The organism is Paenibacillus sp. tmac-D7, from assembly GCF_006519665.1.
Taxonomy (GTDB): Bacteria; Bacillota; Bacilli; order Paenibacillales; family NBRC-103111; genus Paenibacillus_G; species Paenibacillus_G validus.
On record NZ_VIDW01000020.1, the window covers coordinates 35,495 to 48,278 of the forward strand.

General features: G+C 51.6%; 10 protein-coding genes. 5 read left to right on the top strand and 5 right to left on the bottom strand.

From position 1 onward, the window contains the following. Positions 1-7 precede the first annotated feature (7 nt). From FKP33_RS15030 to FKP33_RS15040, 3 genes are read left to right on the top strand one after another with little or no spacing between them, the layout of a single operon-like run. A complete protein-coding gene (locus FKP33_RS15030; protein WP_141335611.1) occupies positions 8-910 on the top strand; it encodes an ABC transporter permease subunit in 903 nt (300 codons plus the stop codon). A 13-nt stretch (positions 911-923) separates the two neighbouring features. Next, a complete protein-coding gene (locus tag FKP33_RS15035) occupies positions 924-1,955 on the top strand; it encodes an ABC transporter ATP-binding protein (RefSeq protein WP_127604814.1) in 1,032 nt (343 codons plus the stop codon). Next, positions 1,906-2,877 carry an ABC transporter ATP-binding protein gene (locus FKP33_RS15040; protein WP_141335612.1) on the top strand — a complete coding sequence of 324 codons (972 nt, stop codon included), beginning with the start codon at positions 1,906-1,908 and terminating at the stop codon, positions 2,875-2,877. Before FKP33_RS15035 ends, FKP33_RS15040 begins: the two co-directional genes overlap by 50 nt. Before the next feature lie 74 nt (positions 2,878-2,951). Here the strand turns inward: FKP33_RS15040 and isdG are convergent, their stop codons facing one another. Genes isdG through FKP33_RS15055 form a run of 4 tightly spaced genes read right to left on the bottom strand, consistent with a single transcriptional unit; the run spans position 2,952 to position 6,039 of the window. Beyond that, positions 2,952-3,272 carry a heme oxygenase gene (isdG, locus tag FKP33_RS27720; protein WP_054796403.1) on the bottom strand — a complete coding sequence of 107 codons (321 nt, stop codon included), beginning with the start codon at positions 3,270-3,272 and terminating at the stop codon, positions 2,952-2,954. 15 nt (positions 3,273-3,287) lie between these two features. Next, positions 3,288-4,061, bottom strand: coding sequence for an ABC transporter ATP-binding protein (locus tag FKP33_RS15045; RefSeq protein WP_258313453.1), 774 nt, complete (start codon positions 4,059-4,061; stop codon positions 3,288-3,290). Further along, a complete protein-coding gene (locus FKP33_RS15050; protein ID WP_141335613.1) occupies positions 4,061-5,056 on the bottom strand; it encodes a FecCD family ABC transporter permease in 996 nt (331 codons plus the stop codon). Before FKP33_RS15050 ends, FKP33_RS15045 begins: the two co-directional genes overlap by 1 nt. Positions 5,057-5,061: 5 nt before the next feature. Then, a complete protein-coding gene (locus tag FKP33_RS15055; protein WP_141335614.1) occupies positions 5,062-6,039 on the bottom strand; it encodes an ABC transporter substrate-binding protein in 978 nt (325 codons plus the stop codon). A 447-nt stretch (positions 6,040-6,486) separates the two neighbouring features. Between FKP33_RS15055 and FKP33_RS15060 the strand changes: the two genes are divergently transcribed. Then, on the top strand, positions 6,487-10,488 hold the full coding sequence (locus tag FKP33_RS15060) for an NEAT domain-containing protein (protein WP_181410159.1): 4,002 nt from the start codon (positions 6,487-6,489) through the stop codon (positions 10,486-10,488). A 104-nt stretch (positions 10,489-10,592) separates the two neighbouring features. Here FKP33_RS15060 and FKP33_RS15065 read toward each other — a convergent pair whose 3' ends face one another. Continuing rightward, entirely contained in the window at positions 10,593-11,225 is a 633-nt protein-coding gene (locus FKP33_RS15065; protein WP_127604804.1) for a bifunctional 4-hydroxy-2-oxoglutarate aldolase/2-dehydro-3-deoxy-phosphogluconate aldolase, read from the bottom strand. Between the two features lie 491 nt (positions 11,226-11,716). On the opposite strand from FKP33_RS15065, the gene FKP33_RS15070 reads away from it, so the two are divergent. Next, positions 11,717-12,781: a TRAP transporter substrate-binding protein gene (locus FKP33_RS15070; RefSeq protein ID WP_236595806.1), complete on the top strand. Its 1,065-nt coding sequence runs from the start codon at positions 11,717-11,719 to the stop codon at positions 12,779-12,781. The last annotated feature ends 3 nt before the right edge of the window (positions 12,782-12,784 follow it).

The window sequence follows — 12,784 nt, forward strand, 5'->3', positions numbered from 1 at the left end:
AGAGACTATGTCGAAGACTGCTGCATCTACCGGTATAACCGACACGTTAACGCAAAAGGCAGCCCCTGCGGAGTCCCCCTTTCGCCGGTTTGTCCGCAATTTCCAAAGACAGAAGATCGGGGTGGCCGCTCTTCTGATTGTACTCCTGTTGTTCGTCATCTCGCTGATCGGGCCTCAGCTCGTCAGCTACGATCCCGCAGCTCCCGACTACAACGCAGTTTTGGAAGCGCCATCCTTGAAGCATTGGGCCGGTACCGACGAATTCGGCCGGGATATATTCAGCCGGATCGTATCCGGAACGCGCATTTCCTTATCGGTGGGATTGCTGTCGGTTCTCATCGGTGCTTCAATAGGAACATTTTTTGGTCTTACCGCCGGGTATTACGGAGGCAGATACGACTCCATGGTTATGCGCGTTTGCGACGTGCTGTTTGCTTTTCCGGGGATTCTGCTGGCCATCGCCATTATTGCGATTTTGGGACCGGGACTTGCCAATGTCGTCGTGGCCGTAGCTATTTTCACCGTTCCGATCTTTATCCGCATTGTTCGGGGCAATACGCTGTCTCTCAAAAGCATGACGTATATCGAAGCGGCGCGGGCGATTGGTGTTAAAGACAGCGCGATTATATGGAAGCATATTTTTCCGGGTACGCTGTCCGTCGTCCTGGTTTACTTGACCATGCGTATCGGCTCGGCGATTCTGATTGCGGCCTCGTTGTCCTTTCTCGGTATGGGGGCGCAGCCGCCGACCCCCGAATGGGGCGCGATGCTCAGCTCCGGACGCGGGAGTATGACATCGGCACCTCACGTCGCGATCTTCCCGGGGCTGGCTATTCTCGTCACCTGTCTGGCGTTCAATGTGCTCGGCGATTCGGTGCGGGATGCGCTGGACCGAAAGATTACGGAATAAGGAGGCGGTCAGGATGGCTAAAAAGCTGCTGGAAGTGGACAATTTACAAATCCGGTTTCGTTCCCGGGATGCACAGGTTACGGCGGTCTCGGGTGTTTCGTTTTCCGTGAAGGAAGGCGAAACCGTCGGACTGGTGGGCGAGTCCGGGTGCGGGAAATCGGTGACCTCCATGTCGATTATGCGTTTGCTGCCCGGTCAACCGGCTTGCAGGATTGAAGGGAATATCCGTTTCGAAGATTCCGAAATTTTAGAGCTGACCGATCGTCAGATGAGGGATCTGCGAGGGAACGAGATCTCCATCATCTTTCAAGAGCCGATGACATCGTTAAACCCGATCTTTACGATCGGCAAGCAGATCGACGAAGTGATTCTGCTGCATCGTGACGTAAGCAAACGGGAGGCGCGGGCGTTAACGGTGGAAATATTAGGGAAGGTGGGCATTCCTCGACCTGAAGCGATTGCGAAGTCCTATCCGTACCAATTATCGGGCGGGATGCGACAGCGGGTGATGATCGCGATGGCGCTTGCCTGCCAGCCCAAGCTGTTAATTGCGGATGAGCCTACGACGGCGCTGGATGTCACGATACAAGCGCAAATACTTGATTTGATGCGACAGATGAGGGAACAAACCGGGACATCGATTTTGCTTATCACGCATGATCTTGGGGTTGTCGCGGAAATGTGCGACCGTGTGCTCGTGATGTATGCCGGCCAGGTGGTGGAGGAAGCCGATGTAGGCAGCTTATTCCAGGAGCCGAAGCATCCGTATACGATAGGCCTCCTCGAATCGATTCCGCAGCTGGATCGCAAGCTCGAACGGCTGAATTCAATTCCAGGTCAAGTGCCTGCGCTTGCGAATATGCCTCAAGGGTGCCGGTTTGCGCCAAGGTGCAAGCATGCGATGGAGCAATGCTTCACGCATAATCCGGAATTGATACAGATGAAGGATGGACACAGCTGCCGCTGCTGGCTGTATGACGGAGGAGGTGCCTGTAATGAGTCAAACTGTGTTGTTGGAAGTCAAGAACCTGAAAAAGTACTTTGAAATTCGGGGCGGGCTGCTGAATAGAGTGACGGGGTATGTTAAAGCGGTGGATGATGTGTCTTTCTCCGTGCGCAAAGGGGAAACGCTGGGTATTGTCGGGGAGTCCGGCTGCGGAAAATCGACAACGGGGCGTTTGATTCTCAAGCTGCTGGAGGCGACGGAGGGCCAAATTTATTATAACAACACCGAGATTACGGGATTGAGCGGAGAACGTATGAGAAAGCTGCGAAGAGATATCCAAATGGTCTTTCAGGACCCGTACGCTTCGCTGAATCCGCGGATGACGGTAGGCGATCTGATCAGCGAGCCGCTTCTCGTTCATCATTTGATCCATGCCAGGGAAAAGGAGCAGAAAGTAGCGGAGATTCTGGAATTGGTCGGGCTGAACGCCTCCCATGCAAGCCGCTATCCCCATGAGTTCAGCGGTGGGCAAAGGCAGCGCATCTGCATTGCCCGCGCCCTCAGTTTAAAGCCCGAGCTGATCGTAGCCGACGAGCCGGTATCCGCGCTCGACGTTTCCGTGCAGTCCCAGGTTTTGAACCTGATGCAGGATTTGCAGAAAGCCCTTCATCTGACCTATATATTTATTTCCCACGATCTCTCGGTCGTTCGCCATCTCAGCGATCGGGTAGGGGTGATGTACTTGGGACGCATGGTCGAGCTCGGCAAAACGGACGATTTGTTTAAAAATCCGCGCCACCCGTACACGCAGGCTTTGCTGTCCGCGGTTCCGTCAGCGAATCCGCAAAGGAAGCGGGAAAGGATCATTTTGCAGGGAGACGTGCCTTCCCCGGCGAATCCGCCGAAAGGATGCGTGTTTGCCCCCCGCTGCCCGAAGGTCATGGACGTGTGCAGAACCGAAAGGCCGGGCATGCTCCCGCTAGGGCACGAGCATCAGGCCGCCTGCCACTTGTACCCGTAAGCCCATGCTTCATTCAACGGACTAAACCGGCCTCTCGTCTCGTGACTTGAGACATGAGGCCGGTTCACGGATCATTAACTTGCCTTGATAGGCTCTCTGACGATCTTTACGTCGTAGAACGAGATCTGATTGGAAATAATATATTCCGGCATGCCTCCACGATGGGAATGGGCTTCCCGGAACGCTTCGCTTCGCGTCCAGGCCTGAAAATCCTCCTTCTGATTCCAACGTGTGCTTACAGTGACCTCATCGTATTCGGGCGTATTCTCGGTCAGCAGCACCTCCAGACCCAGAAAGCCATCCATGTATTCCACTTTGCCTACCTTATCGAACCGTTCGATTAACTTATGCGCGTTTCCTTTGGTGATTTGCGATTTGTTCGTCACGATGACCATGTGTACCGCTCCTTTTTATTGTTTTCGAATGGGGATAATAATCGGATATTCATCTTCGAATTTGACCTTTGCTTCGATTTGATAAACATCCTTCAAAAATTCCGGACTGAGTACGTCCTTAGGCTTACCTGTTGTCTGGATCCGGCCATTCTTCATGGCGATCAAATAATGGCAGTAATGGACCGCCTGCTGAAGATCGTGCAGCACCATGACGATGGTGAGCTTATGCTCCTGATGAATCTTCCGCAGCATTTCCATGACATCCAACTGATGCGCAATATCGAGAAACGTGGTGGGTTCATCTAGCAGAACGATGTTCGTTTTTTGCGCTAAAGCCATGGCAATGCGCGCTTTTTGCTGTTCACCTCCCGATAAAGTATGGAACATCCGCTGCTCGTATCTCCGGGTGCCGGTAACCTCCATCGCCCAATCTACAATATGTTCATCGTTGGATGTCATCCGGTCGAAGATCCGCTTGTACGGGGAGCGGCCGTAGGAGACCAGCTCCCGGACGGTCAAATCGGGCAGCGAATGCCTGGATTGAGTCAGCATGGACAACGTTCTGGCATATTGGATCGTTGTGAATTCCGCAGCCTTCCTGTTGTCTACATACAGTTCTCCTTGATCGGCATGAAGCAGCCGGGTAATCACTTTCAGCAGCGTGGATTTGCCCGATCCGTTCGGACCGACGATCGCCGTCATTTGCTCTCGCGGAAACGAAACCGTAATGTCACGCAGTTGAAAAGCGCCGGATTGATAGTGAAGATGCTCGGTTTGGATAGCTGTCATCATGCGATTCTCCGTTTCTTCAGCAAGTATAGAAAGAACGGTGCGCCTAAGGCGGCCAGCAGAATGCCGACGGGAAGCTCGATCGGATCAAACCACGAGCGGGCGATCGTATCGGCAAGCACGACAAGACTCGCTCCCCCGATGACGGAAAGCGGAAGCAAGTAACGGTAGTCGTCCCCGACAAGAATACGGATCGCGTGCGGAACGACTAATCCGACAAAGCCGATTAACCCCCCGACGCTGACGGCCGTACCGGCCAATAAGGACGACAATAAAATAATAAAAAGCCGCTGCGCCTCAACCCGTTGGCCCAGCAATTGAGCCGAATCATCTCCTAATAGCATGAGATTGGACGGTTTTATCGCAAATATGCATGCGGCAAGGCCAGCAATAGCGTAAGGGGCCATGAAGGAAAGATGGTGCCAGCTTTTTCCGCTGAGCCCGCCGGCAAGCCAAGGCAAGACGGCCTGCACGCGATCGCTGAAGACGACCATGAATCCGTTGGTTCCGGCGCCTAGCAGAGCATTGATGGCGACTCCCGCCAAAACGATTTTAAGCGGGGACGCCCCCTTATCCCAAGCCAGCAGGTAGATGACGATGGATGTTGCCAGAGAACCGAGAAATGCCACCGCCGGTAGCAGATAGCTGTATTGCGGAAAAACGATCATCGAAATAATGGCCGCGAGACCCCCGCCGGCTGACACTCCGATAACGCCCGGATCGGCCAACGGGTTTTTCATCACGCCTTGAAGCAGAGCGCCGGAAGCGGCTAGACAGGCGCCGACCAACAATCCGATCAGAACCCTGGGGAATCTTAGGTTATAGATGATTTTTTCGTGCAAAGGTTGGCTGTCGGTTGTGAAGACCGCCCAAATTTCCTGGAGCGATATCGGGACTGATCCGTAGGACAGGCCATAAAAAGTAGCCAGAAGCAGCAGAAGAGGGGCCAGTATGACGAGCCCTTTTCTTCGCATGTTGCGCCGATCTGCCTTCATGACCGTCACTTCGCGGATTGAAGCAGCTTTTGCAGCAAATCGAGCGCTTCAATGACTCTCGTGCCGGGATTTGTGCCGAACAGATCGGACGGCAGCACTTCGATGCGGTTTTGCTTCACGGCGTCCAAGCTGGTCCAAGCCGCGTTCTGCTGCATTTCTTTCACGAATCCTTCCTTCACGGTCTCCGGGTTTCCGTGGCTCATCAGCAGGATGAGCTGCGGATCGGACTGTATGATTTTTTCCGTGTTTAATTGGGCGTATTGCGGATAGTTCTCCAGCTTCGGGTAGTCGGCGGCAATGTTTTCTCCTCCCGCCATGACGAGCATGTCGCCGCTCAACGAATTGTTCAAGGCGGCCATATACGTCCCCGGAGCTCCATACACGAGGAGAACTCTCGGTTTTTCGGCAGCGCGATTATGCTGGAGCTCTGTCAGCTTCTTATCGATGCTCCCAATCAGCTCCCGGGCTTTATCGTCCTTTTGCAGCAATTGGCCGATCAGCGCTATTTGTTTTTTGATGTCCTCGACCGAATTGGCCGAAGTGAGCACCATCTTCGCTCCGATACTTTCAATACTCGGAATATCCTTCGTGTTCATCGGATGATTGCCAAGGACAAGATCAGGGCTGACTAATGCGATTTTTTCCAAATCGATGCCGTGCGTCGTCCCGATTTGTTGGACCTTCTCGGCTTCCTTTACTGCAAGAGGCGCCGAAGTGGTCGGTCTGCCGACCAGCTGGCCGCCAAGCGCGTATACAATATCCATCTCTCCGCTGCTTAGCGCGACAATTTGTTGGGGGACAGCCTGAAAGCTTACCGTACGGCCTGCAAAATCCTGGACGGATACGGCAGCAGATTTGGGAGCGGTTTCGGAGGCCGCGTTTGCCCCCGTTACAGGCCGGGCGGAATCGGGGGTTGCGGTTTGCCCGCAGCCTATAATTACCGAGAGAGAAAGTGCCATAAAGGCAACCCATTTATATTTCATGAAAGGCCTCCTGTCTGACGATGTAGGGGGAATACACAGTATAATAAAAAGATAGTTGAAAATGATTATCATTGTCAACTATTATTTAGAAATTTTTATCCAATTAAAAACTTATTCTGGCAATTATCAGACCCGACCGTGCTGAATTTGCCTGTAATTTTTAAAGTTTATACAGGAAATAGATGGCCATAAAGTGATTGACAAAATGAAAGCGGCTAATATAAGATCATCTCGTAGGCGGGACACAGTTGGTAAATTTTTGTTTATCGGAGGGAAGCCGGAACGATATGGCTTATTTAGCGGCGTTTTAGCTGGAAGATAAACAAGGGTTTGCTTTTTTTTAGTTTTTTATTGAGAATGATAATCATTATCTGAATTTTATCTGGAATTGCAAAGCATGACGTGAGACATTCCCATACTTCATTGTGAACAAGGAGAGTAATGACTTTGAACAGGCTACTCAAGAAAAATATTTCAATTCTGCTCATGCTGTTCGTGCTGCTGGCTGCCCTGCAAATTCCGGTAGCCGGAGCAGAAGCAGGTCCTGAAGCGAAATTAAACACCAACACCGTTGCTCAAACCGTCTACTTGGGGAATTCCTTTAGAGCGACGATTAACATCAGCGGTGTGACAGACACCGTCTATCAGCAAGTATACGAGCATGAAGCAACGGTAACTTTTGATCCCGGTCAATTGGAATTAACACAGGTCTTGGCTCCGTACAATACCTTCAATGAGCCTGTGCTGACGGAGCTGTCACCGGGCAAGATTAAAGTTTACACCAGCCTTAAAGAAGGCAAGGCCGGTCTCGCTTTTAATCAGGGCGCGAGAAATTTCGCTGTGTTTCTGTTTAAGCCTAAAACACTTACGCAGGCCGCCTCTGTTTCAGTGAGCGATATCTCCATTACAAACGGACAAGGAAACAAGCTGGAGCTGAACGATGCCTCGACTACGGTAAGCGTATTGCCCGCCGGCGATAAAGAACCGCTAAAGGCATTAGTAACCGTCGCTCAGAATGTGCATGATTCGGCTGTTGAAGGGACTTTGGACGGGCAGTATCCGTATGGTTCGAAAAATACGCTGAAGACGGCGATTAATAAAGCCAAGAGCTTAGCCAACAGCACCGAGGAGCAATCTCAGGATAAGCTGGATCAGGAGGCCGCCTCCCTGCAAGCAGCGCTGGCGGCGTTTGAAGCATCGGTCATTGTAAGCAATCCGGGATCCGGCTCGCTGCAGGACGGGGAGTATACGCTCGGGTTTACGATTTACAAGAAGGGCACGAATGAACCTTCGGTCATGTATGATTATGTCGATCGAAACAGCGGGAAGCTGCAGGTGCAGAACGGGAAAAAGTATGTTTCGTTCACCCTGAAGCAAAGTGCCGAGACGCTCTCGTTCAAGACGGAGAAGAACGGGGCTTTGGTTGAAACGACCACGTTAAGCAGCGATGCGGCAACCAACACAAGAGTCGTCCAATTCGAAGTGGACGATTTGTCGGCAAGACTGAACGGCTGGGTTAAGGTGTATTGGGTGCTTCCTGCGCCAATAGGCATTTACGACCACGAGTATGAAATTGAACTGGGATTCGGCGCCGTTTCCTCCGAATACCCTCTTCAGTTTACGGCGCTGCACGCGACGAAAGATCAGCCTTCTTCCATGGATAACTATTTGCTTAAACCGGGCAAATTGATTGTACAGCAAGATAAGAAGAAAGTGTCTTTTACCGTGAAAGACAGCACGACCGTTACGAGCCTGAAAGTAGAGAAGAACGGAACTTTCGTTGAAACGCAGGTTGTAAGCACGGACCCGGCGGCAAATACTAGAACGGTTGAATTCGAAGTCACCGACTTGACCGCGTTGCTTAACGCTCAGGTGCACATCTCGACTACGATGCCGAACGGCACTCCGTACGAGATGGACCATACCATCCGCCTGAAGTTTAATATCGGCAGCAAAACGGCGCTGAATGCTTTAATTGCCGACGCTCAAGCGAAATATCATGCAGCCGTGGAGGGAAGCTACAAAGGCCAGTATCCGGCCGGCTCCAAGAGCGAACTGCTGACCGCCATCCAAGCGGCTAAGAAGTCGGCGGAAAATCCGGCGTTGAGCCAAGAGCAGGTGGATAACACGGCGGCGGCTCTGCAGCAGGCATTGGCGAAGTTCCAGGCAGCCGTTCATGCAAGCAATCCTTTACCGGCAAATCCGAACGATTTGGCCGACGGCGAATACATGATTCCATTCTCGGCGCTGCATGCCACCAAGGAACAGTTATCCAGCATGGAAAATTACTTCCTCAAGCCGGGCAAATTAACGGTGCAGCAGGGGAAAAAGAAAGTGTCTTTCACCGTAAAAGAAAGCTCTGTCATCCCGCAATTTCAAGTGGAGCAAAACGGTGTATTGACCGATACGACCATTGTAAGCACCAATGCGGCGAATGACACAAGGGTCGTACAGTTCGAAATAGCCGATTTAACGGCCCAATTGAAAGCGGCAGTTCAAATCAGCACAACGTATAACGGCGCGCCTTATAACATGATGCACAGCATTCGCTTGAAATTCGATGCGGGCAGCGTGCTGACTCAGCCTGTTGAAGGCGCAGACTATACGTTTAACATTGTCGTAACCTCCGGCGATCAATCGGGAACGCCGGCGAATACGTACCTTGAGGATTCCGGCAAGTTGAAGGTGCAGAACGGCAAGAAAGTGGTGTCGTTCAAGACGAAATCCGGCGTACAGATCAGGAAATTACAGAAGGTGCTCGCGAGTGGCGGAACCGAAGATATTTTGCCGAAAACGGTGGCTAAACAACCGGGCGCGGTGAAGGTGTTGGCAGCCGTAAATGGCTCCCAGGAGGTTCAATTCGAGCTCGAGGATTTGACTGCCGCCTATATCGTCAACCTTGAAGTCCAGCAGGGAGAAGGAACGGAAACGCGCTCGTTCCAAATCGCCTTCAGCCAAGTGACGCCTGTCGCCACGAATCCGGGAACTGGAACAAACCCGGGGACAGGTCCGGGTGGCGGCGGAGTCTCAAATCCGCCGGCTACGTCGAACATTCACGGGCTCGCAGACGGTACTTACAGCATCAATTATAGAATAGTGAAGTTCGAAAAACCCGAGCAAACGTCGGTCATGCAGGATTACGTTGTCACGCCCGGAACGTTAACCGTGACGAACGGTGTGATGTACGCCGCCTTTACGTTAAAGCAAAGCAAGCAGATTACCGATTTCAAAGTCGAGCAAGACGGCAGCCTGTCTGACTCGACCGTAGTGAGCACGGATGAAAAAGCAAACACGAGGGTCGTTCAATTCAAGGTAGCCGACCTGACGGCCAAGACCAAAGCATGGGTTAGCATTGATTGGCCTGAATTTAATTATGATCATCATTATGAGGTTTACATCACCTTCGACAAATCGAGCCTGAAGGCTGCTGCCGCCGGCGCAGGTGCAACTCAACTGGAGGCTAAACCGCTGGCAGAGGCGCTGACAAACGGCGAATACGCGTTGGATTTCGTCATGAACGTGCACGGGAAGGACCAGAAATCGGTAGTTGACGAGTATGTGCTGCATCCGGCCAAGTTGACGGTGAAAGACGGGAAAAGCTATGCTGCCTTCACCTTGAAACGCAGCAAAGAAATGCCCGGGTTCAAGATCGAGAAGGACGATGCTCTGGTGGACGCGGAGGTTATCGGGACGAATGAGCAAGAAAATACAAGAACGGTCCAATTGGAAATCAAGGACGCAAAAACGAAGGTCAACGCGCAAATCCAAATGGCCATCCCGAATCAATATAACGGCGATTACCATGTAGAAATCTTGTTTGATGCGAACAGCATTAAGCCGTACGTCCGGGCACAGAATGGCAATGCCCCGAAAGACGGCGATGCTTCGGCCTCGAAGCCCGGGCAGGCAAGCCTGAACGATCTGGAGAACCATTGGGCGAAAGCTTTGATTGAACGGGCCGTCGGTCTCGGCATCGTGAACGGCTATGAGGACGGCTCCTTCCGTCCGGACGGTCAAGTGAGCCGCGCCGAGTTTACGGTCATGATCAATCGGGCGCTCAAATGGGAAGAAGCTGCGAAAGATCCGGAACTGCCCTTTGCCGATCTCGACAGCATCCCGGAATGGGTCAGACCGAGCTTGGCGCAAGTGGCGGGCGCGAATGTGATCAGCGGCTATGAAGACGGAACCTTCCGGGCGGACCGCTCGATCAGCCGTGCCGAGCTGGCGGTCATGATCGTCCGGGCGTTGGGACTTCCGTTAGATCCGAATACGCAGCTGACCTTTGAGGATGCCGATCAAATTCCGCAATGGGCGCAATCGCACGTGGCTGCGGCGTTCCAGCTTGGGATGATCAGCGGAAGAACCCCTAACCTCTTTGCACCGAATGAGAGCGCAACCCGCGCGGAAGCGGTCACCCTCATTCTGGCCATGCTGAACCATGTCAAGTAATATCCCACTGTACAACCGATAATCGCATGATGACGGAGATGCCGGATGACCGGTATCTCCGTGATTGAAAAACTCCCTCCGCCTGTTAGCTGAGGGAGCCTTTATTATCCCATTCGTTCGATTAACCGCTTCGCTTTGTCGGTGACCCAGCTGTAATTGCCGCTGTGAATTTCCTTCAGGTTGACGAGCGAGCCGCCAATCCCAAAGCCGTAACATCCGGCATCGAGGAACTGCCTGATATTTTCCTCGTTGACTCCCCCGACAGCTACCATCGGGATGTGGCTCAGCGGTCCCTGGAGCTCTTTCAAATAGCCGATCCCAAGGCTCGCGCCGGGGAATATTTTAACGGCCGTCGCTCCCGCTTTCCATGCTTTCACGATCTCCGACGGTGTCATGGCCCCCGGAAATACCGGCACGCCTTGCTCCACGCCATACCTGATGACGTCCTCGTCCGTATTCGGCGTAACCAGATACGCAGCTCCGGCGGCAATCGCCTTCTTGGCGTCGTCCAGATCGATGACCGTTCCTGCACCGATATACATGCGCTCTCCTACACGATCCTGCAGTCGGGGGATGATGTCCAGTGCGCCAGGCGTATTCAAAGTCACTTCCATGGCCTTAATGCCGCCGTCGTACAGGGCGTCAGCCAAACGGTCCATATGCGTTTCCTCAACACCCCGGATAATGGCGATAATACGTGTTTGCTCAATCAAGGCAAGCCCTTGTTCTCGATTCATCTCATACACCTCGTCTTAGGATATAGCTGTATTATGCCATGTTTTTTTTGTATTGCAAACCAGGATTGCATGAGTGAGACCGTGCGTACCGCGCCGGAAGCCGGAAATCAAAATCTATTAAATATTTAATTGACAGCATTTTAAACATATAGTACTATCAAAAAAGTAATCGACAAAATTCGTGAACGTGGTTCTATAATGTAGAACGTTTACATGATTAAAATTTGGCACACTCCCATTCGACTTTCTAATATTCAGAACTATGTTCTATAATATAGAACAAATGGAATGACGAAGCAGGGGGCGGGGCAAAACTGAACTGCCGCGGTATTGTCGGAACAGAGTTCTATAATGTAGAACTACGGCTTGATATCAAATCTCTTGACATGTGTCTTCAATGAAATCGCTTTCAATATTATTGTTCATTTTGGAAAATATCAAAATGAAACATCCACGATGAACATCATTTAAATATTTAAGGGGGCGTTGGAATGAAAATCAGTAACCGTTTGAAAGTTGCAGTTGGAATGACGCTTGTCGCTTCTTTATTCGTTTCAGGGTGCGGAAATGGAAACGCTTCAGGCCAGAACGAAGGAAACGGGGAGTCAGCCAAGCCGGCCGCCGCGAAAGCGATTACAATCAAAGTGGCCAATTATTTCGCTCCTGACCATCCGCAGAACGTTGCGCTTCGGGAGAAATTCAAGCCGCTGGTTGAGAAAAATTCAGGCGGATCGCTCAAGGTAGAAATTTACGAGAATAACAAGCTGGGGGCAGAGAAAGAGTTTTATGACGGCATCCGCAACGGCTCCATCGAGATGGGGATTCCCGGCTTGATCATGCAAACAGAGATTGAGAAGCTTCAAGTAGGCGAGCTGCCATTCTTAATCGAAAGCTTCGCGCACGCTCAAAAGGTATTCCAAGGACCGATCGGCAAAGAACTGACGGTCGACCTTGAACAAAAGCACGGCGTTAAGGCTTTGGCCTGGAGTGCAAATGGCTTCAGAATGTTCTCCAGCAATCGTCCTATTAACCAGATGAGCGATTTCAAAGGTCTGCGCATGAGAATGCCGAACGCTCAAGTCTTCCTCGATCTTGGCAAATCACTCGGGATGAACGTAACGCCGCTGCCGCTTTCCGAAGTGTTCACGGCCTTGGAGCAGAAGGTTGTGGATGGACAGGACAATCCGCTTGCCAGCTTACGCGCTTCAGGGTATTACGAGGTTCAAACCGATGTGCTGGAATCCCAGCATATTTTCAGCCCGAACATGTACATCATCAGCAACAAGTTTTTCCAAAAGCTGACACCTGAACAGCAGAAGGTGGTTCAGGAAGCGGCTACGGCCTCTGCGGAGCATGAGTGGAAGCTGATGGAGGAAAGCTATGAAACGGATAAAAAATTCCTCCAGGAGCATAAAATCAAATTCACGACTCCGGATGACAAATTCCGCGATGAAATGAAAAAATCGGTTCAACCGATGTATGAGCAGTTCTATAAAAAGTATCCATGGGGCAAGGAAATCATCGAGAAAATTCAAGCCGAAGCTAAAGGTTTATAAAAC

Excerpts from the sequence above, each read along its gene's own strand:
- FKP33_RS15030 (WP_141335611.1), top strand. The coding sequence starts at position 8 with ATGTCGAAGACTGCTGCATCTACCGGTATAACCGACACGTTAACGCAA.
- FKP33_RS15035 (WP_127604814.1), top strand. The coding sequence starts at position 924 with ATGGCTAAAAAGCTGCTGGAAGTGGACAATTTACAAATCCGGTTTCGT.
- FKP33_RS15040 (WP_141335612.1), top strand. The coding sequence starts at position 1,906 with ATGAGTCAAACTGTGTTGTTGGAAGTCAAGAACCTGAAAAAGTACTTT.
- isdG (WP_054796403.1), bottom strand. The coding sequence starts at position 3,272 with ATGGTCATCGTGACGAACAAATCGCAAATCACCAAAGGAAACGCGCAT.
- FKP33_RS15045 (WP_258313453.1), bottom strand. The coding sequence starts at position 4,061 with ATGACAGCTATCCAAACCGAGCATCTTCACTATCAATCCGGCGCTTTT.
- FKP33_RS15050 (WP_141335613.1), bottom strand. The coding sequence starts at position 5,056 with ATGAAGGCAGATCGGCGCAACATGCGAAGAAAAGGGCTCGTCATACTG.
- FKP33_RS15055 (WP_141335614.1), bottom strand. The coding sequence starts at position 6,039 with ATGAAATATAAATGGGTTGCCTTTATGGCACTTTCTCTCTCGGTAATT.
- FKP33_RS15065 (WP_127604804.1), bottom strand. The coding sequence starts at position 11,225 with ATGAATCGAGAACAAGGGCTTGCCTTGATTGAGCAAACACGTATTATC.
- FKP33_RS15070 (WP_236595806.1), top strand. The coding sequence starts at position 11,717 with ATGAAAATCAGTAACCGTTTGAAAGTTGCAGTTGGAATGACGCTTGTC.